This window comes from Streptomyces sp. NBC_00104 (genome assembly GCF_045160825.1).
Lineage (GTDB): Bacteria > Actinomycetota > Actinomycetes > Streptomycetales > Streptomycetaceae > Streptomyces.
The window spans coordinates 10,610,542-10,632,875 of record NZ_CP108215.1 but is presented as its reverse complement, the minus strand read 5'-3'; the positions used below and the strand labels follow the sequence as shown (position 1 = coordinate 10,632,875).

The 22,334-nt window shown below is 73.9% G+C and carries 14 protein-coding genes; 9 read left to right on the top strand and 5 right to left on the bottom strand.

Annotation, left to right across the window (positions count from 1 at the left end; translation table 11 throughout):
* The first annotated feature begins 10 nt into the window (after positions 1 to 10).
* Positions 11 to 2,488: an amino acid adenylation domain-containing protein gene (locus tag OG272_RS46325; RefSeq protein WP_405892072.1), complete on the top strand. Its 2,478-nt coding sequence runs from the start codon at positions 11 to 13 to the stop codon at positions 2,486 to 2,488.
* 622 nt (positions 2,489 to 3,110) lie between these two features.
* Here the strand turns inward: OG272_RS46325 and OG272_RS46320 are convergent.
* Positions 3,111 to 4,385: a metallophosphoesterase gene (locus OG272_RS46320; protein ID WP_327726204.1), complete on the bottom strand. Its 1,275-nt coding sequence runs from the start codon at positions 4,383 to 4,385 to the stop codon at positions 3,111 to 3,113.
* A gap of 109 nt (positions 4,386 to 4,494) precedes the next feature.
* Positions 4,495 to 5,973 carry an FAD-dependent monooxygenase gene (locus OG272_RS46315; protein ID WP_327726205.1) on the bottom strand — a complete coding sequence of 493 codons (1,479 nt, stop codon included), beginning with the start codon at positions 5,971 to 5,973 and terminating at the stop codon, positions 4,495 to 4,497.
* Between the two features lie 420 nt (positions 5,974 to 6,393).
* Between OG272_RS46315 and OG272_RS46310 the strand changes: the two genes are divergently transcribed.
* From OG272_RS46310 to OG272_RS46290, 5 genes are all read left to right on the top strand, one after another.
* Positions 6,394 to 7,338 carry a thiamine pyrophosphate-dependent dehydrogenase E1 component subunit alpha gene (locus OG272_RS46310; protein ID WP_327726206.1) on the top strand — a complete coding sequence of 315 codons (945 nt, stop codon included), beginning with the start codon at positions 6,394 to 6,396 and terminating at the stop codon, positions 7,336 to 7,338.
* Entirely contained in the window at positions 7,335 to 7,589 is a 255-nt protein-coding gene (locus OG272_RS46305; RefSeq protein ID WP_405892074.1) for an acyl carrier protein, read from the top strand. Before OG272_RS46310 ends, OG272_RS46305 begins: the two co-directional genes overlap by 4 nt.
* The gene (locus OG272_RS46300) at positions 7,586 to 9,742 is read left to right on the top strand and encodes a 2-oxo acid dehydrogenase subunit E2 (protein WP_328222106.1); all 2,157 of its coding nucleotides are present in this window, start codon (positions 7,586 to 7,588) and stop codon (positions 9,740 to 9,742) included. Before OG272_RS46305 ends, OG272_RS46300 begins: the two co-directional genes overlap by 4 nt.
* Before the next feature lie 9 nt (positions 9,743 to 9,751).
* Positions 9,752 to 10,756, top strand: coding sequence for a 3-oxoacyl-[acyl-carrier-protein] synthase III C-terminal domain-containing protein (locus OG272_RS46295; RefSeq protein ID WP_326585338.1), 1,005 nt, complete (start codon positions 9,752 to 9,754; stop codon positions 10,754 to 10,756).
* Between the two features lie 91 nt (positions 10,757 to 10,847).
* Positions 10,848 to 11,345, top strand: coding sequence for a hypothetical protein (locus OG272_RS46290; RefSeq protein WP_326585337.1), 498 nt, complete (start codon positions 10,848 to 10,850; stop codon positions 11,343 to 11,345).
* 277 nt (positions 11,346 to 11,622) lie between these two features.
* Here OG272_RS46290 and OG272_RS46285 read toward each other — a convergent pair whose 3' ends face one another.
* On the bottom strand, positions 11,623 to 14,013 hold the full coding sequence (locus OG272_RS46285) for a M28 family peptidase (RefSeq protein WP_405892076.1): 2,391 nt from the start codon (positions 14,011 to 14,013) through the stop codon (positions 11,623 to 11,625).
* Positions 13,994 to 15,976: a BTAD domain-containing putative transcriptional regulator gene (locus tag OG272_RS46280; RefSeq protein WP_327726210.1), complete on the bottom strand. Its 1,983-nt coding sequence runs from the start codon at positions 15,974 to 15,976 to the stop codon at positions 13,994 to 13,996. Before OG272_RS46280 ends, OG272_RS46285 begins: the two co-directional genes overlap by 20 nt.
* Positions 15,977 to 16,957: 981 nt before the next feature.
* Between OG272_RS46280 and OG272_RS46275 the strand changes: the two genes are divergently transcribed.
* The 3 genes from OG272_RS46275 to OG272_RS46265 all read left to right on the top strand — a co-directional run bounded on the left by OG272_RS46275 (position 16,958) and on the right by OG272_RS46265 (position 21,088).
* The gene (locus OG272_RS46275) at positions 16,958 to 18,016 is read left to right on the top strand and encodes a methyltransferase (protein WP_405892078.1); all 1,059 of its coding nucleotides are present in this window, start codon (positions 16,958 to 16,960) and stop codon (positions 18,014 to 18,016) included.
* 281 nt (positions 18,017 to 18,297) lie between these two features.
* Positions 18,298 to 19,758, top strand: coding sequence for an adenosylhomocysteinase (gene ahcY / locus OG272_RS46270; protein WP_405892080.1), 1,461 nt, complete (start codon positions 18,298 to 18,300; stop codon positions 19,756 to 19,758).
* A gap of 94 nt (positions 19,759 to 19,852) precedes the next feature.
* Entirely contained in the window at positions 19,853 to 21,088 is a 1,236-nt protein-coding gene (locus OG272_RS46265) for a prephenate dehydrogenase (protein ID WP_327726213.1), read from the top strand.
* Between the two features lie 142 nt (positions 21,089 to 21,230).
* On the opposite strand, the gene OG272_RS46260 is transcribed toward OG272_RS46265, so the two are convergent.
* On the bottom strand, positions 21,231 to 22,331 hold the full coding sequence (locus OG272_RS46260) for a methyltransferase (protein ID WP_326585331.1): 1,101 nt from the start codon (positions 22,329 to 22,331) through the stop codon (positions 21,231 to 21,233).
* Positions 22,332 to 22,334: the final 3 nt, after the last annotated feature.

The window sequence follows — 22,334 nt, the reverse complement described above, 5'->3', positions numbered from 1 at the left end:
AGGAGGAACCGTGTCCGACAACACGAGGCCGGTGGCGGACAGTCCGCTCGCCGACGCCTGGCTCGTCGGCGGCCCGGCGGACGTGCCGGCGCTGCGCACCCGGCTCGCCGCGCAGCGGCCGCAGGTCACGCTCACCGTGCACGACCTGACGGGCGTGGCGGACGAGTCGGCGTGGGGCGAGCTGGTCCGGGAAGAGGTGGCCGCCGCCCGCGCGGACACCGGGCACGCCCGCGTGCTCCTGGGCCGGCTCACCGAGAAGCGGTTCCTCCTGGTCGTCGTCACCGCCGCCCCGCTGCCGCCGGCCGCGGTCATGCGGTGGCTGTTCACCCCGGGCTCCCCCTTTCCGCGGGCGGGGGCCGGGGACGTCGCGGCACCCCTGGCGGCAGAGCTGCCGGCCGCCCTGCGGTCCGGCGGTTCGCCGTCGGGGGTCGCGGCGACGGTGCACATCCCGGCCGGGCCGGTCGCCGACCGGCTGCGGGCGGCCGGGATGCCCGCCGAGGCGGCCCTGGCGGCCGCCGTGAACCTACTCCTCGCCCGGTACGGCGGCCCGGAGGAAAGCCGACTCCTCCTCGCGGGCGCCGACCCGGCGGCGGTGTCCCTGCGGGTGGACGAGACGCTCAAGGGGACCGCACTGCTGCGGCGGGCCGAGCGGGCGGTCGACGCGGGCACCCCCGTGCCCGCGCAGACCCGGGCGACGCTCGCCGTGGCCCCGGGCGGGCGGCTGGGGGCGCAGCGCGTCGGCGACCGTACGGTGGCGGGGGTACGGCTCCCCGACGCCGTGGCCCGGCACGGCCTGCTGGTCCTGCTCGACCCCGACGGGGACGGGCTGCGCGTCGACTACGACACCGGGCTCTTCGAGCCGGACGCGGTCGCCGCGTTCGCCGCGCGGCTGCCGGGCGTCCTTCAGGCGCTGCTCGGCGACACCCCGGTCCATGACATCGACGCGCCGACCGGCGCGGAGCGGGCCGCGCTCCAGGCGTGGTCACGCGGCCCGGCGCGCCCGGTGGAAGAGGTGTGCCTGCACACCCTGGTCGAACAGTGCGCCCGCCGCACCCCGGACGCGGTCGCCGTGGTGTGCGGCGACACCGAACTCACCTACCGTGAACTGGACTTCGCCGCCAACCGGGTGGCCCACCGGCTGCGCGCCGAGGGCATCGGACCGGGCCGCCTGGTGGCTCTGCTCACCGAGCGCGCCGCGCAGTCGGTGGTCGCGATGCTCGGCGTACTGAAGTCGGGCGCGGCCTACGTGCCCATCGAGCCGACCTATCCGGCGGAGCGCATCCGGCACATCCTGCGCGACGCGGGCGCCGACGCGCTGCTCGCCCCGCGGCCGCCCGAGGCCGACGTGCCGGTGCCGGTGCTGCTGCCCGCCGACATGGAGGGCCTGCCCGGCCACTGCCCCGGAGTGCGGGTCAGCCCCGACGACACGGCGTACGTCATCTACACCTCCGGTTCCACGGGGGTGCCCAAAGGCATCGCCGTGCACCACGGGGCGATCGTCGCGTCCACCGCGGCACGGGCCGCCGCCGGGCCCGCGCCGGGCCGTGATCTGGTGCTGCCGCCGCTGTGCTTCGACGGTGCGGCGGGCGGCATGTACTGGGCACTGACCGGTGGCGGCACCGTGGTGCTGCCCACCGAGAAGGAGGCGCACGACCCGATCGCGCTGCTGCGGCTGCTGGAGCGCGCGGACATCACCCATGTCCACGCCGTGCCCTCGCACTACCGGATCGTGCTCCAGGTCGCGGACGCGACGGTGCTGAGCCGGTTCGCCATGGTGGCCGTGGGCGGGGAGCAGCTGACACCCGAGACCGTCGCCGAGCATCTGCGGCACTGCCCCGACGCGCCGCTGTTCAACGACTACGGGCCCACCGAGTGCGCCGTATGGGCGACCACGCACCGCTGCGGGCCCGCGGAGCCGGCCGGCGCGGGCATCCCGATCGGCCGCCCGGTGCCCAACTACCGTGCCTACGTGCTCGACGCGCGGCTGCGGCCGGTACCGCCGGGCGTGCCGGGCGAGATCTACCTCGGCGGTCCCGCCGTGGCCCACGGCTACCACCGTCGGCCGGCGCTCACCGCCGAGCGGTTCCTGCCCGACCCGTTCGAGGCCGGCCGGCGCCTCTACCGCACCGGTGACCGCGGCCTGTGGTCGCCCGGCGGGCGGCTGCACATCCTCGGCCGGGTCGACCACCAGGTGAAGGTCCGCGGGTTCCGCATCGAACTCGGCGAGGTCGAGGCGGCGCTGCGCCGGCATCCGGCGGTCGCCGACTGCACGGTGCTGCTGCGTCAGGAGAAGGCGGGCGAACGGCTCGTCGCCTTCGTGGCGCTGGACACCGAGGTCGCGGACGCGGAACTGCGCCGGAAGATCGCCGAGACGCTGCCCGACGCGATGCGCCCCGATCACATCGAGGTGCTGCCCGCGCTGCCGAGGACGGCGGGGGGAAAGGTCGACGCGCTCGCCCTGCGGTCCATGGCGATCGCCGGCCGGTGATGAGGCCACCGTGCGCTGCGCACGGGCGCCGCACGGCCATGTGATCGATCCGTTCGGGGTGGTGGGACCTCCGTGCCCCTGCCCTGAGACGTGGCGAGAGGGCGGACGGACGTGACCGGGTTCGTACGGGACGTCGCGGGGCCGGGACGGGCCGCGCCGCACGGGTCGTCGGGTGCGGGTGGTCGGGTGCAGGTGGTCGGGTGCAGGTGGTCGGGGAGGGAGTCCCGGGCCGGGATCTCCCCCGCGAGAGCCGCGCCGGTTACGGCCGCAGGCCGGTCGGCGTGCGCTTGACGGCCGTGCTCGACGAGGCCGCCCCGGGCCCGCGCCCCTCCGGCACCCCGCACCCCGCATCCGGCATCCGGCATCCGGCATCCGGCATCCGGCATCCGGCATCCGGCATCCGGCATCCGGCATCCGGCGCAGGGTGGACGCCCTCGATGTGCTCCTCGGCCCGGGCGGCACCCTCACCGGCGCCGGTACTCCAGGCAGCCGCCTTCCACTCCCGCCCCCGCCCCGCCGCGCCCCGCCGCGGGCGTGCCCCTGCCGCAGGGGCCCGAAGGCGCGCGGCACGGAGGGGCCGGGCCGGGTCTTCGTCGTCCTCGCCGCGCCGGACCGGCGTGGATCACGCGCGCGGCGACGCCAGTTCGACGACCGTGATGTCCGGGTCCGCGCCCACCCGCACCGGCGGCCCCCAGAAACCGGTGCCCCGGGTGACGTAGAGCTGGGTGTCGCCGTACCGGTCGAGGCCGGCGACGGTGGGCTGGGACAGGGCCGGGAGGTAGGTGAAGGGCCAGAACTGCCCGCCGTGGGTGTGGCCGGACAACTGCAGGTCCACATCACGCTCGGCCGCCTCGTGGACCTGCACGGGCTGGTGGGCGAGAAGGACCACGGCCCGGTCCGGGTCACGCCCGGCGAGGGCGGCGTCGTAGTCGGGGCCCTGGCCGTGCTCCTCGCCGGTGACGTCGTTGACTCCGGCGAGGTCGAACCCCTCCAGCGCGACGTGCTCGTTCTCCAGCGGGCGCAGGCCCAGATCCCGTACCAGGTCGAGCCACTGCTCCGCGCCGGCGTGGTACTCGTGGTTGCCGGTGACGAAGAAGCTGCCGTGGGCCGCCCGGAGCCGGGCGAGCGGTTCGGCGGCCCGCCCCATGTCCCGTACGGAGCCGTCCTCCACGAGGTCGCCGACGACGGCGACCAGGTCGGGTTCGGTCCCGTTGATGAGGTCCACGATCTGCTCGGTGCGAGCGCGTCCGGCGATGGTGTTGAGGTGGATGTCGCTGACCAGGGCGATCCGGAAGCCGTGGGCCCGCGGGTCGAGCCGGGTGAGCGGCACGGTGAGGTGCTTGAGCCGGGGCGGGCCGAGCGCGGTGCGGGCGCCGTGGCCGACCGTCGCGGCCGCCGCGGCCCCCGCGGCCAGGGCGATGCCCCGGGCGACGAACAGCCGCCGGGACGGATCGGGGACGGCTGCCTGTGCCGTGTGCGCCGTGCCCGCGGCCGCCGTGCCCTCCTCCGCTGCCGTCCCCGTCCCCGTTCCGGGCACGGCAGCGGGGGCAGGGGCGGGGACCTGGGCCGGTTCGGCTGCGGCGGCCGGCCGGTGCCGCGCCGCCCGCAGCAGGAGGGGGCGTACGGCCTCGCCGACGAGGAGCGCGAGGGTGAGGTAGAGGAGCACGGCCGCCCACAGGAAGCCCGCCCAGACCACGGCGACGGCCAGCGGCCTCGGCAGCGTCCACTCGCCCGGCGGCGCGAGGACCAGGCACAGCCCGAGCAGCATGATCACCGCGGTGCCGATGCGGCGCGGCCGGGAGCCGCGGACCGTGGTGTCACGGACCGTGCGCCGCCACACGTAGTAGTGGACGGCGGCGAGGAGAGGAAGCATCAGGGCTACGAAGAGCGCGGACATCGCAGATGTTCTCCCAGCCGCGCGCCCGGACGGACCGCACGGCAGTAGGGCCCGTCGTGGGCCGCGGAAGGCCGGGCGCAGGCGTGGCCCGGCCGTCGGTCGGCGCGGGTCAGCCGGCGGCCGGTCGCGGGGCGCCGCACCAGCGGTGCAGCGCGCCTTCCAGGCCCGCGTCCGGGGTCCGGCCGGCCCAGGCGACGTATCCGTCCGGCCGGATCAGGACGTGACGCGGCCAGCGGTCGCCGATCGGTTCGGCGAGCACACCGGTGCGCAGGCGCGCCGACCACGCGGTCGCGGCCGGTGGTACGCGGTCGTCCGGGCCGAGCAGGACGAAGTGGCCGTCACGGAACAGCTCGTAGAGCCGGCCCGCTGCCTGCGGCGCGGCGAGCGGGCGGTCGGGCACGCGGCGGCCCACCCAGCGGCCGCCCCGGTCGGGCGGGTACCGCAGGGCGTGTCCGGACAGGTGCTCGACGTTGAGCCGGTGCACCGCCCTGATCCGCATCGACCACATGGTGACCTTGCGCAGGATGCGGGCCGGCAGGCCGTCGGAGGTCTCGAAGCGGAAGGACAGGTCGGTCTTGCGCAGGGTGTCGGCGGCGATCGGGTAGCGCTCGGCCTCGTAGCTGTCCAGGAGGGCGTCGGGCGCCGCGCCCTCGATCACCAGCCGGAGTTTCCAGCCGAGGTTGAACGCGTCCTGGATGCCGGTCTGCAGCCCCTGGCCGCCGGAGGGGATGTGGGTGTGCGCGGCGTCCCCGGCGAGCAGGACCCGGCCGGCCCGGTAGTGCTTGGCGTGCCGCTGGGAGCTGCGGAACCGCGACAGCCACAGCGGGTCGTGGATGCCGGCGTCCAGGCCGAGGATGGCCGCGCAGCTCTCGCTCAGGTCCTCCAGGGTCAGCGGCTCGTCGGCGGGGACGGTGAACTTCTGGCGGTCGAGCACGATGATCCGGTACGTGCCGTCCTTGAAGGGGAAGAAGGCCGCCATGCCGCGCCGGGTGATCCGGGCGTATTCGGCCGGCCCGGGCGGGCTGCTCAGCCGGGCGTCGGCCATCATCAGGGACTGCTCGTAGTTCCAGCCGTCGTACTCCACCCCGATCGCCTCGCGCACGGTGCTGTACACGCCGTCGCACCCGACGACGTACCGCGCCCGCACGGTGAGGGGACCGGCCGGTCCTTCCATGCGTACCTCGACGCCCGAGTCGTCCTGTTCCAGGCCGGTCACGGACGTGCCGAAGAGCAGTTCCGCGCCCGCCTTCTCTGCCGCCTTCTGCAGCGCATCCTCGGTCCTGGACTGCGGAATCGACAGGCTGAAGGGGAAGTTGGTGTCGAGGAGGCCGTAGTCCAGGTGGCCGTCCTCGTTGCCGAGCGGCGGGTTGGGGCACTCCAGTCCCGCGGCCAGGACGTCGTCGGCCCGCCCCCGCATGTCGAGGAGTTCCAGGGTGCGGGGCTCGACGGTGCAGGCACGGGAGAGCGTGCCGCGCTCGGTGTGCCGGTCGACGACGAGGCAGGAGACGCCGGTCCCGGCAAGTTCCGCCGCGAGCGCGAGTCCGGTGGGGCCGGCGCCGACGATGAGCACCTGCGGCGAGTGCGGCATCTGCTGACTCCTTCGGTCGGGTGTCCCGCCTGGAGCGCGGGGCCGGCGGGCCGCGGCGCGCGAAGGCGCGGGGGTGCGGGGGTGCGGGCTTGGTACGGCCATGGGGCGGGAGACGCGCTGGGAAACGACGGCGCGCGAGGCAGGCGAAAGGGCGGTACGCGGGCCGCTTTCTCCGGGACGCACGACCAGTTAAGGGTGCGGCGCGCGGCGGCCGCAAGCAGGTGAGAACGGGGTGAGAGGCCCCTAAGAGCGGGCGGCCTGGCGGTGATACCGGTTTGAGAACAGGGCTCGTTAGCGTCACGCCCCGACGAGGCCGCGCCTTGTCCCGAGCCCGCTGGGGCCTCCCGTCCAGGGGGCCTCCGGAGGGTCGGTCCCGCCCGCGAAGAATTCCGTTGTCCAGCCCGCTGGGAGGCGTCAGGTATGACCGCTGAAGGGCGGGAACCGTTCCGCGCACCGGATGCCCGAGACCTCGAAGCCCTCCTGGGCATCCGCCACTTCGAAACCGTGCTGCTGAGGATGTTCTCCGAGGGGCGGCTGAACGGGACCACGCACACCTGCCTGGGGCAGGAGTACGTCCCGGTCGCCCTGGCGCCGCTCCTGGCGGGTGACTTCGTGCTCAGCAACCACCGGGGCCACGGCCACTACCTGGCCCTGTTCCGCGACCCCGCCGGCCTGCTCGCGGAGATCATGGGCCGGGCCGGGGCGGTGTGTTCGGGTGTCGGCGGCAGCCAGCACATCCGGCGCGAGGGGTTCCACTCCACCGGTGTCCAGGGGCAGAGCCTGCCGCTGGCGGTGGGGCTCGGCCTGCACTGCAAGCGCACCGGGTCCGGCCGTATCGCCGTGGCGTTCACCGGTGACGGCACCTGGGGCGAGGGCGCGGTGTACGAAGCACTCAACATGGCCGCGCTGTGGCAGGTGCCGGTGCTCGTCGTCGTGGAGCACAACGGCATCGCCCAGTCCACGCCGACGCACCTGGAGATGGCCGGTTCCCTCGCGGACCGCGCCGCCGCGTTCGGCATCGACTTCCTGGAGATCACCGGCCACGGCATACCGGAGATCCGGGAGCGGATGGCGCCGCTGGTGCGGCGGGTGCGCGAGGAACACCGCCCGGCGGTGGTGCAGTTCACCACGCGCCGCCTCGGCCCGCACAGCAAGGGCGACGACACCCGCCCCCGCGACGAGGTCGACGCCCTGTGGGCGGCCGACTGGCATCAGGAGCTGGCCGCCCGTCTGGGCCGGCCGTTCCTCGAACTCGACGCGCGCATACGAACGGAGATGGAGAGGGTGGCCGAGGAGGTGGAGGCGCGGCCGCCGGCCCAGTGGACGGCGGCCGGCCCGAGCGACACGAGGATGGTGAGCTCATGAGCGAACTGACCCGGCTGGTGGCCGACGTCCTGCAGGTGCCCGCCGAGGAGGTGACCGAGGACACCGGTCCGGCCACCACGGCGGCCTGGAGCAGCCTGCGGCACGTCCAGATCGTCGCCCACGTGGAGAAGAGGTACGGGATACGGCTCACCGCCCGTGAGGCACGCGCCTGCCGGTCGGTCGGCAGGCTGCGGGCGATCCTCGCGGAGAAGGAGAGGGAGAAGGAGAAGGAGAAGGGGAGCACAGGGTGACGACGCAGCCCGCGCCCCGGGTCGTGGAGGCCCTCAACAGCGCCCTGCACCGGCTCTTCGACGAGCGGCCGGCCCTCCATCTGCTCGGCGAGGACGTACACGATCCCTACGGCGGCGCCTTCAAGGTGACCCGGGGTCTTTCGACCCGCCACCCGGACCGGGTGCTGACCACCCCCCTGAGCGAGGCGGGCATCTCCGGGGTCGCGGCCGGCCTCGCGCTCGCGGGCGATCAGGCCGTGGTGGAGATGATGTTCGGCGACTTCGCCGCGCTCGCCTTCGACCAGATCCTCAACATGATCTCCAAGTCGGTGACCATGTACGGCGACCGGGTGCCGATGCGGGTGGTCGTGCGCTGTCCGGTGGGCGGCAACCGGGGCTACGGCCCGACCCACAGTCAGAGCGTGCAGAAGCACTTCCTCGGCATCCCGAATCTGGCGCTGTACGAGACGACGCCGTTCCACGATCCCTACGCGCTGCTGTCGCAGGGGCTGGATGACGGGCCCGCGATGCTGTTCGAGGACAAGGTCCTCTACACCCGGCGCCTGTTCCGCCACGGTGTCGTGGACGAGGCCCACCGGTTCTCCCTGCTGGACGGTCCGACCGGCTGGGCGCACGTGAGCGCCACGGACGACAGCCGCGCCGACGTGGTGCTGCTCTGCCCCGGCGGGGTCGCCCACCGTGCCCTGGACGCCGCCCGGCAGCTGCGCGAGCGGGGACGGGGCGTGCGGCTGCTCGTGCCCGCCCGGCTGTATCCGCTGGACCTGGAGCCGGTGCTGCCGCTGATCACGGGTGCCCGGCTCGTGGCGGTGGCCGAGGAGAGCACCGAGGGCGGCACCTGGGGGGCCGACGTGGCGGCCCGGATTCATCAGCTCGCCTGGCGCGAGCTGCACGCCCCGGTGCTGCTGCTGTCGTCGGCCGACTCCGTGGTTCCCACCGCGCCGCACCTGGAGGCCCAGGTGCTGCTCGGGGTCCGGCAGATCGTGGACGCGGTGACGCAGGCCCTCGCGCCGGACACGCGGCCGGCCGGACCGGCGGCGCGACAGACCGCCCCCGACACGCGGACAGCCGCCCCGGACACGCAGGCGGCCGAGCCGGACACGCGGGCGGCCGGAGTGCCGGTCGCGGTGCCCAAGCTGAACAACAACGACACCGCCTACCTGGTGCTCGACTGGCAGGCCGAGGACGGACAGTACGTGGAGCAGGGCGCGCCGCTGGTCGAGGTCGAGACCTCCAAGGCCGTGGAGGAGATCGAGGCACCGGCGTCCGGGTACCTCAGGGTGCACGCCCCGGCCGGCGTCGAGATCGGGGTGGGCGAGTTCCTCGCCGAGCTGTTCACCGCACCCCCCGGCCCGGCCTTCGCCCCGCCCCCCGGCCCCTCCCCCGCCGCGGCGGCCGAGGAAGCCGTACCTCCCGTGGCGGCCGAGGAAGCCGTACCCGCCGCCCGCGCGGCCGGGCCGGGCCGGCGTATCCATGTCCTGGACCGTGTCCAGCAGGGCACCGCCGCCGTGGTCTCCCGTGCGCACCGCGAGGTGCCCGCTGCGTTCTCGGCGGTCGAGGTCCAGGTGGACGCCCTGCTGGCGCGCCTTCGGACGCTGTCGGAGAAGTCCGGCGCGGACGTCGGCCTGCCGGAGGCGGTCATCAGGGCGGTGGCCGCGGCGCAGCCCGTCTTCCCGCACCTGTTCGGCACGCTCCTGGACGAGCGGACCGTGGAGCTGGCCGACGGCGCGGACGTGGCGGTGACCGTGGACGTCGGCAACGGCCTGTACGCCCCGGTGCTGCGGGACTGCGCCGACCGGCCGCTGACCGAACTCGCCGACGACCTGATGGACTTCCGGCTCAAGGCGTTCCGGGGCGAGCTCACCGCGGGAGAGCTCGCCGACGGGGCCATCACGGTGTCGCTGAACGTCGAGCCCGGAGTCGTCGTCGTCCAGCCGATCGTGATGTGGCCGCAGTTGTGCATGGTCTCGGTGGGCGGCCCGCTCACCCGGCTCGTCCTGGCGGACGGGGCGCCCGTGCCGGCCACGGTGGTCACCCTCGGTCTCGCCTACGACCACCGGGTGGTCAACGGCCGGGAGGCGGTCGCGTTCCTGCGGGCCGTCTCGGACTCCCTCAGCGACCCCGAACAGCTCGAGCGACTCGTCGACCTACCGTGAGGTGCGCCAATGGATTACGGGTTGAGTGCCTTCGGCGTCGCCCTGGGCGAAGAGATCGCCGTGAAGGACATCGTGGCCGAGTACACCGAGGACATCGAACGCGTCCTGGGATACGGCTACGAGTACCTCCACCGTGCGCTGCCCGAGGTGAGCGTCACCGACCTGGCCGTGGAGGCGGGCGCGCGGGCCCTGCGGGGCGTCGACCCGCGCGATGTGGATCTGGTCGTGGTGGCCCTCACCGACCTGGCCGACCACCTGTACTGGGACGCCGCGGCCCGGGTCCAGCAGGCGCTGGGCCTGGTCCGTGCCGAGGCCGTGCTCGTGGACCAGGGCTGTGTCGGCGGCGTCACCGCCCTGGACACCCTGGCGGGCCGGTTCGCCACCCACCCCGACTACGGCACGGCCCTGGTGATCGGCGCCAACCGCACCGTCGAGGCGTACTGGAACCGTCTGGACACCCACTCGCTGCTGTTCTCCGACGGCGCCGCCGCGGCGCTCGCGGTGCGGGGCGCGCCGGGTCTGCGCTGGCGGGCCTCCTACGCGGAGAGCGACGGGCGGTACGCGGACTTCTTCCGGATGGACGTCGGCGGCGGGCGGCACCCGTTCGTGCCCGGGACCGAGATGCCCGCGGTGCGCGACGCCTGGGACATCGTCGAGCACTTCGGCCACGACGCCGACCGGATGGCCGCCTTCGCCGAGGAGATCGACGAGCGCACCGCGCGCGCGGTGCACCGCGCCTGCCGCCACGCCGGGTGCACGGAGGAGGACCTGGCACGGCTGGTGCTGCTCAACGACAACACCCGGGTGCTCGGCGCCCAGGCCGAGCTGATCGGGGTGCCGGTGGAGCGGACGAACGCCCGCCTGGCGGCCCGCCACGGACACTTGGGCGCCGCCGATCACCTGTTCTGCCTGGCCCGTCTCGACGAGGCGGGCGAGCTGGCGGCCGGGGACCTCGTGGCGCTCGCCGCCAACGGCCGCGGGATGCACTGGGCGTGCGCGATCCTCCAGCGCTGACCCCTGCCCCGGCTTCTGCCGGGGACCCCTTTTCCTCTCTTCGTCTCTCGTGCCGAGCCGATGACCACCGGATAGATCGGAGCGCAACATCATGACCCGTCACCCCGTTCGGCGTGCCCTGGCCGCGGCCGCGGCGCTGGCGTGCGCCACCTGGGGAGCTGCCGCGTGCGGCAGTTCCTCGGCCACGGAGCCGCCGGCCTCCGACACCCCGGCCTGCACGATGCTGCGGCCCGTCGCGCAGGAGCTGGGCCTGAGCGAGCCCGCCGTCAGTTCCATCGCCGAGGACGGCTGCACCGCGCAGGAGCACGAGTACGGCACGCTCACCCTGAGGCCGGAGGACCGCCCGCTCGACGCCGCCGTCTCCGGCGACGGAAAGCGCACGAAGATGGAGATCAAGGGCAGGGACGCCGTGATGCTGGAGGGCGCCCTCAACGGCGTCTGCAAGGTCTTCCTGGCGGACGGGGACCGGTCCAGCGTCGAGCTGCGCCTGTCGCGGACCACGGCGATGACCCCGCAGATCTGCCGTGACGTGAAGAAGGCGGCCGGCGTCCTGGCCGGCCGCCTGCCCGCGCAGCAGCAGACGGGCTGACCCGTCGCCGCCCCACGACGGCCCGTGCGGCCCGTGCGGCGCGTGAGGCAGGAACGGCCCGGGCCGGGTGATCCGGCCCGGGCCGTTCTGTGTGGGCCGGCCGGCGGCCCGGCGGCGGCCACACCTTCTGCCCGGCGGCGGGAACTTCGGCGCCGGCGCACGCTGTCGGCTGCGCGCACCGGGGGTGGGGTCCGCCGATGTCGGTGCGCTGCCGGGGTCGGGGAGGCCCGCGGGGAGGCTTCACGGCCCGGCGTGGCCTCGGCCGTCGCGGGCCTCTCTAGCCGAGTGTGCGGGCGGTCATGACCATGGTGGCCTCGCTGAAGGAGGCCACGCCGAGGGCCGGGGGGCGGGGTTCGGACCGCGGCTGGTCCCCCGGGTCGGCCGGCGGTCCCGTCGTGCGGTCGATGACCCGGACGGTCACCGGTCCCGGTGCCAGCTCCAGTTCCAACCGCAGTCCGCGGTCGGGTACTTGGCGGACCCACAGCTCCCACGGCGGGTTGCCGGCCGGGGTGTCCCGGTGGTGTCCGGGTACGCCGGTGAGGGTGTAGCCGCGTACGGCCGCGCCCGTCACCAGGAACACCAGTTCCCGGGCGCCGCGCCGTGATGCGGCGGTGACGCGCACGCGCCGCCCGTCGGCGCCGTCGTCCCCGACGAGTGTCGTGGTGAGCTTGGGGGCGGCGAGCGGGCGCACTGCGGCCGGGCCGCGCCGGACCGGTACCTGCCAGCCCGGCCACAGGTCGGCCACCGAGGCCGGCTCGGCCCCCTGGGGCAGGAACCGCTCGCTGGACGCGTCCGGCGGGGAGCCGCTCAGCCAGTGCGCCCGGCGCCGGTCCGCGTCGAGGACGTAGAGCAGGTCGGCCCGGCCGGGGTGGTCGTCCCGCACGGGGAACAGGGCGGTGGCCGCGAGGAGCGCGGCGCTGACGGCCGCGGCCGTGGCCGGGACGAGCGGCAGCAGCCGTGGCCGCGGCGCGGGCGGCAGCACGGCGGGCAGCAGTGCGCTCATCAGGACCACGAACACCACCGGTCCGGCCACCAGGCCGAGCCCGAGCGCGGTCGGCAGGAGCAGTACGAGCGGGAGGACGAGCAGGCCGAGCGGGAGGACGCCGAGGACGGCCGCCAGGATCCGGTCCGCCGTTGCCGCGCCGGCGCGGGAGGTGAGCAGCGCGGCGGCGACGAGGCCGAGGGCGGGCCAGGTGAACACGTGGCTGGCGCCGGGCAGGAATGCCGCCGTGGCGCAGGCGAGCAGCAGCCAGAGCACGATCGCGCCCGTGACCTGGTCGCGGCGGCCGGCCCAGCGGCGGGTGAGCAGCGCCAGTGCCGTGCCGAGGGCGAGCGCGAGCAGCAGGAACCCGGTGACGGCCGGCCCGTGGCCGGGGATGTCGCCGTAGTGGCTGAACTCGGCGTGCCCGGACGCCGTCAGCGGTGCCAGGGCGAAGGCGGCACCGCAGGCGAGCAGCACTTGGCCCAGGACGACCGTCAGGCCGCGGGCGGTGCCCTTGACGGTGACCGTCGCCCGGGCGCGGAGCCGCAGGAACAGGGCCAGGGCGAGGCCGGTCACCGCGAGGGCGGTCGGCAGGGCCACCGCCGCCGGATAGGAGAGGAGCCGTCCGGCGACCTGGAAGTAGACGGAGTCGCCGCGCGGGGTGTGCGCGAGGTCGGCGGCGCCCAGGCCGCGGGCCAGGGCGAGGGCCTGGTCGCCCTGGTGCTGGACCGTGGCCGGGTCGACGTTCTCGGGGCTGTCGTCCGGCCCGTGGTAGTGGGTGTAGCCGTCGAGGTAGGCCAGGTTGAGTCCTTGGTGGCCGGCCCTTTTGAACACGGTGAAGTCGGTGAGGTTGGGCAGATAGCCGTAGGCGGCGTCGAGCAGGGAACTGGTGCGGGGGTCGGGGGCGTGGTCGGCGAGCGCGTCGACCAGCCAGGCGGCGTCGGGCCCGGTTTCGAACATCAGGCTGGGCCCTTTGCTGCCGCGTGCCTCGAAGTTCAGCACCACGGCGTCGCGCGGCAGCACGTCGGGTGAGTTCACCAGGGCCTGCGCGCCCAGCAGGCCGCTCTCTTCGGCGTCCGTGAGGATGAACAGCACGTCGTTGCGTGGTGGGGGGCCGGATCGCAGCGCGCGCGCCGTCTCCAGGAGCACCGACACCGGGACCCCGGCGTCGTTGGCGCCGGGGCCGGCCTCCACGGAGTCGTAGTGCGTGACCAGGGCGACCGGGCGGGTGCTGTCCGTGCCGGGGATACGGGCGACGATGTTGTCCAGGCGCAGGCTGGCGTACCGGGAGTCCGCTCCGGTGGGGGACAGATCGGGCATGTGGGCGGCGGCGGCTCCCGTGTGGACCCGGGTGTCGATGCCGAGGCCGGTCAGGGTGCGTACGAGGTGATCGCGGGCGCGTGACTGCGCGGCGGACCCGTGGGGGCGCGGTTCCTGTGCGATGGCGCGGACGTGCGCGGTGGCCCGCGCGGCGGAGAAGGTTCCGGCGGGCGCGTCGGGTCCGCGCGGCCCGGGCATCCGGCTGTCCCACGCGGCCAGGGCCAGGCACAGCAGGGCGAGGACGAGGGTGGCGGACAGCGGCCACCACGGCCTCGGCGCCGTGGTGCGGCCGTCGCCCGCGGCGGCGGGCGCGGGGCGCGGTGTCCGCCGCCGGAGCGCGGGCGGCTCAAACCACTTGACTGCCATAGCTCCTTGACTTTCCGTTCGGGTGGTGGCGGCCGGTGCCCGCGGCGGACAGCTGTCCCGGCCGCAGGGGGCGCGCGATCCGGTCGGCCGTGCCGCGTGCGGCCGGTCCGAGTTCCGCTTCGGCGCGCTGCCAGGCGTAGTCGCGCACCAGGGGGTTGAACCCGTAGGTGGGGCCGTCGGCCGCGTCGCCCGGGGCGACGGTCAGCAGGTGCTGGTTGACCAGGGTGTCGAGCATGCGCTGGGTGTCCTCGGCGGGCCGGCCGGAGAGGGCTGAGGCCGTCCGCTCCGGGACGGCCTCCAGGTCGCACTGGCTGAGCCGCAGCCACAGCTGGTAGCCGGCCGGGGAGAGCTGGTCGAGGGTCGAGGCCAGGCGCGCGCCCACGTCCAGGGAGCCGATGGAGAGTTCGGCCGTACGGTTGTGCCGGTCCTCCAGGCGGTCCACGAAGCTGCTCAGGGTGCCGTGCGGGCGGGTCCGCAGGCGCGCTCCGGCTGCCCGGATGGCCAGCGGGAGACGGCCGCACAGTTCGGTGATCTGCCGGGCGCTGTCCGCCTCCGCGAGGACCCGTTCGACGCCCGCCACCGAGGCGAGCAGGTCCAGTGCCTCCTCGGCGGGCAGCCCGTCGACGCGGTACTCGATCAGGCCGGGGATCTTCAGGAGGCTGGCCCGGCCGGTGCACAGCACCGCGCTCTCCCCGCTGGGCAGCAGGGCCTCGTACCGGGTGGACTCGGCGATGTCGTCGAGGACGATGAGCAGGCGCTTGCCGGCGGTGGTGCTGCGGAACAGCGCCGCCCGGGCGGCGAGGCCGGCCGGAATCCGGTGCTCGGGCACGCCGAGGGCGTCGAGGAAGCCCCGCAGGGCCTCCTGGGGCGGCACGGGCTCGCTCTGGCCGCGCAGATCCGCGTAGAGCTGGCCGTCGGGGAAGTGTTCCTCGACGCTGTGTCCCGCGTGTACGGCGAGTGCGGTCTTGCCGCTGCCGCCGCAGCCCGCGAGGGAGACCACGCGGGGTCCGCCCACCGCGCGCAGGTCCCGGGTGATGCGGTGGATCAGATCGTGCCGGCCGGTGAAGTCGCTTATCCGGGCGGGGAGCTGGGCGGGGGGACGGCCGGGCCGCGGGGTGCGCCGCGGTGCGGTGGGCGGTGGTGCGACCGGCTCGCCGGCGAGGATCTGCTGATGGACCTCCTGGAGCCGGGCGCCGGGTTCCAGGCCGAGCTTGTTGATCAGTGTGGTGCGGCTGTTGCGGTAGACGGCGAGTGCCTCGGCCCGGCGCTGGGAGAGGTACAGCGCCGTCATCAGCTGGGCGCACAGCCGCTCGCGCATCGGGTACTCGGCGACCAGCGGCTTGAGTTCGCTGATCAGCTCGGCGTGCCGGCCGAGGGCGAGCGAGACGTCGAGCCACTCCTCCAGGACGGTGAAGCGGCGCTCGTCCCAGTGGGCCGCGACGCTGTAGGCGAGCGGCCCGGTGAGGTCGGCGAGCGGCTTGCCCCGGAACAGGGACAGGGCGCTCTGGTAGCGGGCCATGGCGCTCTCCAGGTCGCCGGCCGCAGCCTGTTCGCGGGCCTGGCGCACGGTCGTCTCGAAGACGTGGACGTCGAGGTCCTCGTCGGTGAGCCGCATCCGGTAGCCGCCCTGGGCGGTGTCGATGAGCCCGGCCGGGGCGCCCGCGGCCGCGAAGGCGTTGCGCAGCCGCCAGATGCAGGTCTGGATCTGTTTGTCGGCGGTGGCCGGGGGTTCGGAACACCACACCGCGTCGACCAGGGAGCCGACGGGGACGATCTTGTTGGCGTTGAGGAGCAGCACGGCCAGGACGGTCCGCTGGCGGTTCCTGCCCATGCGGATCGGCTTGCCGTCGATGACGACCTGCAGGGGGCCGAGGATGCCAAAGGAGATGTCGCGGCCGGTGTCGTCGGTTTCCGCGAGGGGGTGGCCGCACGGCTGAGGGGAGTTTCCCGTGTGGGTCGGCAAGCTGGGCCTCCACGATTCGTCGAAGAGAGAGGAGCCGGCCGCCCGGGGCTTTGGGGCTGTCGGCCGCCTTGGCGCATGCGGGAGTCAGGGGCTGGTACCGGTCGGGCGGTGCGCGGGGGGCGCCAGGCCGCCCGGTGGGCGGTCGAGCCGGGCTCGACGCACCCGCCCCGGCCGCCGGTTCGCCGGCGCGCCGCGGAGCAGTACCGTTTCGCCAGACCTCATACCCGCACAGTGCCCTGACCGGCGGGAGGAGGGACAGGCCCACGCGCAGGGGTGCTAGGGAACGTCGAGCCGGGCTCGACCGTCCTTCCGGCGGCCGGCCGCCGGGGCACGCCGCAAGAGGCCGCGCCGCGGGCGCCTGGGGTGCACGTGGGGGTTGTCGTAGCGGGGCGTGGAGGAGCTGTTCAGGCGCCGTATCCAACCCAGCATCGGCCACATGGGAGGTCTCCGGTTCTCTGGCGGTGGGACGTGACGAAGGCGCCGAGGACTGTGGGGGGGAGCCTGGGCGCCGGGCGGGGCCCCTCCGGTCGAGGATCTTCAGGGGTGCGGCCCGAGGACGCCGTCCCGGCCCGGCGTGGTGGCGGGCGGAGGCGGGCGCGGTCGCCGGTCCGGACGCGCGGTCCCCTTCGGACGGGTGGTGCGTGGCGGTCGGGCCGGCCGGGTCCGCGACCACGCCAAAGGGCGAGGACACGGGGGGCGGTCCCGGGCCGGGGGGGTGCACCGTGGTCGGCTTTCGGGTTCGCCCTGTCGTCATGGTCCGGGCGGCTGCTCGAAGGCGCGTCGAAGGATGCTCGAGGTTCGCTGCCGCCGGGGTCGCGGAACGCCTCCCCTTCCCGCATGGGGCGGGTGGGTCCGCGGGACGTGCGAGCCGTGCTCGACCAGGATTCCGGGGCGGTGCCGTCGAATCGTGACCATGTGCTTGCCCCGGGTGGACCGTGGGCGGGCGCCCGGGACCGGCAGGCCTGACGTCAGGAGGCGACCGTGCGGCAACTCAACGGCGAGCAGCGGGAGGCGGCGGTTGCCTCCCGCAGGATGCTCTACGACCAGCTTCCGTCCCGGGCGCTGGTCGTCGTGGTCCAGATCGGCGTTCCGGACCTGCTCGCCGAGGGCCCGCTGGCCGTCGACGTGATCGCGGAGCGTACCGGTACCGACGCGGCCGCGCTCAACCGGCTGCTGCGCGCTCTGGCCGTTCTGGGTGCCTTCGAGGAAGTCGCCGAGCGGGTCTACGGGCTCACCGCGCTCGGCAGGGCCCTGACCCTGGACCACCCGGCTTCCGTGCAGCCGTCGGCGAAGCTGGTGGCGGGAGTGTTCGGGTCGGCCTGGGACGACCTTCTGCAGACGGTGCGCACCGGCACGTCGCCGCTCGAACGGGCGCGGGGAGCGTCCCTGTTCACGCTCATGGAGCGGGACGACGAGCTGCGCCGTGTCTTCGACGACTCCCAGGGCCGCGGGCTGGTGCTCGAACTCGACGAGCTCCTGCGGTACGTGGACTTCTCCGGGTACGGGACGGTCGTCGACGTCGGCGGCAGCGACGGCACGTTTCTGCGCCGGATCCTGGAGAAGCATCCGCAGACGCGGGGCATCTGCTTCGATCTGCCGGGCTCGGTGTCGCTGCAGGCCCAGCGGGCGGAACCCGATCCGCTCGCCGACCGCTACCGCGTCGTGGGCGGTTCGTTCTTCGACAGCGTCCCCGGCGGCGGGGATCTCTATCTGCTGTCGCACATCCTCCACGACTGGGACGACGACAAGGCCGTGCACATCCTGCGGACCGTCCGGGCCGCCATGACGGACTCCTCGACGGTGATGATCGTGGATCTGATCGGGGCGGGCCTCGGACAGCGTGACGAGTGGCTGCGCACCGCGGCCGTCATGGACCTCTACATGCTCTCGCTGTTCGGCGGCACCGGCGGGCAGGAACGCACCACCGCGCAGGTCGAGTCCCTGCTGTCCAAGGCCGGGTTCCGGGTCAGCCGGGTCGACGCCCTGCCCAGTGGCATGAATGTCATCCGCGCCGTTCCCGCCGAGGCCACCGGGGTGTGATGCGCCGCATCGCTGTCACCGGCTCCCGCGGCACGGCGCGGTGCGGTGCGGTGCGGCTGCCGGTTCCTGCCGCGGCCACCCGTACCCGCCCTCCGTACCGGCCGTGCCGCGCGAGCGCCCGGCTCCTCGTGCCCCGGCGGACCGGCGTCGGCTCTCGGGGGAGTTCCTGCGGCCACCTGGCGCGGTGCACCGGGCGCCGTCGCGTCCACCGCCTGGAGGCGCGCTGCTCCCACACCCGCCCGCCCCGGCCCACATCGGCCTGAAACCTTAGGAGTTCTTCCATGCCCTCGCCCACAGCCCACTTTTCGGACTTCAAGGTCGCTGACCTGTCCCTGGCCGAGTTCGGCCGCAAGGAGATCACGCTCGCCGAGCACGAGATGCCCGGCCTGATGGCGATCCGCAAGGAGTACGCCGAGGCCCAGCCTCTCGCCGGCGCCCGCGTCACCGGCTCCCTGCACATGACCGTGCAGACCGCCGTCCTCATCGAGACCCTGGTCGCCCTCGGCGCCCAGGTCCGCTGGGCCTCCTGCAACATCTTCTCCACCCAGGACCACGCCGCCGCCGCGATCGCGGTCGGCCCGAACGGCACGGTGGACAACCCGCAGGGCGTCCCGGTCTTCGCCTGGAAGGGCGAGACCCTGGAGGAGTACTGGTGGTGCACGGAGCAGGCGCTGACCTGGCCGGACAGCCCGACCGGCGGCCCGAACATGATCCTGGACGACGGCGGTGACGCCACCCTCCTCGTCCACAAGGGCGTCGAGTACGAGAAGGACGGCAAGGTCCCTGCCGTCGACACCGCCGAGAACGACGAGCACCGCGTCGTCCTCGAACTCCTGAACCGCACCATCACCGACGGCTCCCAGAAGTGGACCCAGCTCGCCTCGGAGATCCGTGGTGTGACGGAGGAGACCACGACGGGTGTCCACCGGTTGTACGAGATGCAGCGTGACGGTGTGCTGCTGTTCCCGGCGATCAATGTGAACGACGCGGTCACCAAGTCGAAGTTCGACAACAAGTACGGCTGCCGGCATTCCCTGATCGATGGCATCAACCGGGCCACGGATGTTCTCATCGGCGGCAAGACGGCCGTCGTGTGCGGTTACGGTGATGTGGGCAAGGGCTGTGCGGAGTCGCTGCGGGGGCAGGGCGCCCGGGTGATCGTCACCGAGATCGACCCGATCTGCGCGCTGCAGGCGGCGATGGACGGCTACCAGGTCACGACCCTGGACGAGGTCGTGGAGACGGCCGACATCTTCATCACCACGACCGGCAACAAGGACATCATCATGGCCTCGGACATGGCCAGGATGAAGCACCAGGCGATCGTCGGGAACATCGGCCACTTCGACAACGAGATCGACATGGCCGGTCTGGCGCGGATCCCGGGCATCGTCAAGGACGAGGTCAAGCCACAGGTCCACACCTGGACGTTCCCCGGCGGCAAGGTCCTCATCGTGCTGTCGGAGGGCCGTCTGCTGAACCTGGGCAACGCCACCGGTCACCCGTCGTTCGTGATGTCCAACTCCTTCGCGGACCAGACGCTGGCCCAGATCGAGCTGTTCACCAAGCAGTCGCAGTACCCGATCGGCGTCTACACGCTGCCCAAGCACCTCGACGAGAAGGTCGCCCGTCTCCACCTCGACGCGCTCGGCGTGAAGCTGACCACGCTCCGCCCCGAGCAGGCCGCCTACATCGGTGTCGAGGTCGAGGGCCCCTACAAGTCGGACCAGTACCGCTACTGATCCGCCCGGCGGCGACCGACCGACCCAGACCACCCAGTACCGACCGGCCCCGGCCCCGGCCCCGGCCCCGGTCCCGAGACGGAGTCCTGCCAAGGTGATCGGAATCCCTGAGCCTGTCGAGTCCCTGCACACCGTCACCGTGATCGGTGCCGGCCTGATCGGCACCTCGATCGCGCTCGCGCTCAGCGGGCAGGGCGTCGCAGTGCATCTGCAGGATGTCCGCCGCGAGTCCCTGCGCATCGCCGAGGCCATGGGCGCGGGCACCGCCCGCGCCCCCGGCCGCCCGACGGATCTGGCCGTGCTCGCGGTGCCCCCGCACCAGGTGTACACCGCCGTCGCCGAGGCGCAGCGCCGCGGTATCGCCCGCCACTACACCGATGTGGCCAGCGTGAAGGCCGCTCTCGCGGGGGGCGGGGCGGATGTCGAGGCCTCCCTCTTCATCGGCGGGCACCCCATCGCGGGGCGTGAGCTGCACGGCCCCGGGGCCGCCCGCGAGGACCTCTTCCGCGGCAAGCCGTGGATCCTCACTCCGTCGGCGAGCACCTCGGCCCAGACCGCCCGGGCCGCCCTGCTGCTGGTCGAGCTGTGCGGCGGGCATGCCGTGACCATGGAGGCCGAGGCCCACGACCGTGCCATCGCCGTCACCTCGCATCTGCCGCACCTGGTCAGTGCCGTGACGGCCCGGATGCTGCGCTCCTGTGACAGCAAGACGCTCGGCCTGTGCGGGTCCGGTCTGCGTGACTTCACCCGGATCGCGGCCGGTGACGCGGAGCTGTGGACCGACATCCTCGGCTCCAACGCCTCGGCGGTCCTGGACGCCCTGGACATCCTCGTCGAGGATCTCGGTCTCGTCCGGCGCTCGCTGTCCGCGCTGGCCGGCCGTGCCCCCGACGGGCCGGCCGACGAGGGGGCCGCCTACCGCGAACTGCTGCGCCACCTGCTCGACCAGGGGCGCGCCGGGCAGGCGCTGATCCCCCAGAAGTACGGTGCGCAGGGCCGCTCCTACCAGGATGTGCGGGTGCCGCTGGCCGACCAGGAGGGTGAGCTGGCCCGGCTGCTCGCCGATGTGAGCCGGCGCGGGGTCAACGTGGAGGATCTGCGGATCGAGGAGTCCCCGGCCTCCCCGACGGGCATCGCCGTCCTGTCCGTGCAGGCGTCCGCCGCCGACCCGCTGGGCGACTGGCTGCGCGTGCGGCGCGGCTGGCCCGTACTGCGCGACCACCCGACGCCTCCCCCCGCCCCCGCCCCCGGCGCCTCCTCCCCCGCCTCCCCTGGCGCCTCCCCTGCTCCCGGCGCCGAGAAGCCGGAGCCGGTGCGGACGGCTTCGTAGGCACGCCTTTCGGCCCGCAGCGCGGCGCCCCGGTCCACGCCCGGGGGCCGGCCCCCGCACACGAAGGGGCCCGGCCCCCGGGCGTTGGCGGTCCGGGGGCCGGGCGGTGCGCGGACCCGGTGGTGTACCGGGGGCGCGGTGCTTACTTGGTGGCGATGATGACGCCGTGCGGAGTCCAGCCCGGGAACTCGATCCGCTCGAAGGCGGACTCGTCGAACCCGGCCTTGCGCAGGGACTCCTCGTAGGTCTTCCAGGGGTAGATCATGCCTCCCTCGGCCGGCAGCGCGGCGAAGTAGACGCTGTCCAGGGCGGCCACGACGGGGCCGTCCCCCTCGTCGTTGGACATGGAGTTGAAGATGATGACGCGGCCGCCCTCGGGCAGCGTCTCGTACGCCTTGCGCAGCAGCGCCGTGTTCTCCTCCGGGGTCCAGATGACCAGCTGGTGGGCGAACATGACGGTGTCGTAGCCGGTGGGGAACTCGTCGGCGTGCATGTCGCCCGGCTTGACGTCGATGCGGTCGCTGAGACCGGCCTCCTCGATCTTCTTCTCGGTGATCGGGGCGGTCGCCGCGATCTCCAGGATGGTCGCGGACAGGTGCGGGTTGGCCTGGGTGAGGGCGATGGAGTTCACCGCGTCGCCGCCGCCGCAGTCGAGCAGCCGGCGGCTGCCCGACAGGTCGAGTTTCTCCACCAGGTGCTGGTTGGCCAGCTCCGACCAGGACCGCATGTACTTGTAGAACACCGACTCCATGTGCGGGTTCTCGCTGAGGCGGTGGTACAGGTCGCGGCCGGTGCCGCGGACACGGCGCAGACCGACGTTGCTGTTGGTGCGCAGCGACTCCGTGAAGTCGAGCTGGCCCTCGTAGACGACGTACTGCTCGAAGGCGACGGTGTCCTTGAAGCGCTGCCAGTCGGGGGTCTTGACGAGGTCCGAGAGGACGGCCGCCACCTGGTAGCGGCCGTCCTGGACGGTGAGCGTGCCCAGGGAGGCGGCGCCGAGCAGGAGGATGTCGGTGGCCCGCTCGGCCAGGCCCAGCTCGGCACCGATCTCCTCGCCGGTCAGACCCGGCTTCGCCTCGAGGAGCTCGTACAGGTTCAGTTCACAGGCCGCGTTCAGGTACTGGAACGCGGCGTGGCCGAAGAGGATCCAGGCCAGGCCGTCCATGTCCAGCGGGGTCCTGCCGGTGGGCGGGCCGCCGGCGGCGGCCGTGAGCGGGGACAGGTCCGGGGCGTTCAGGGTCATGTG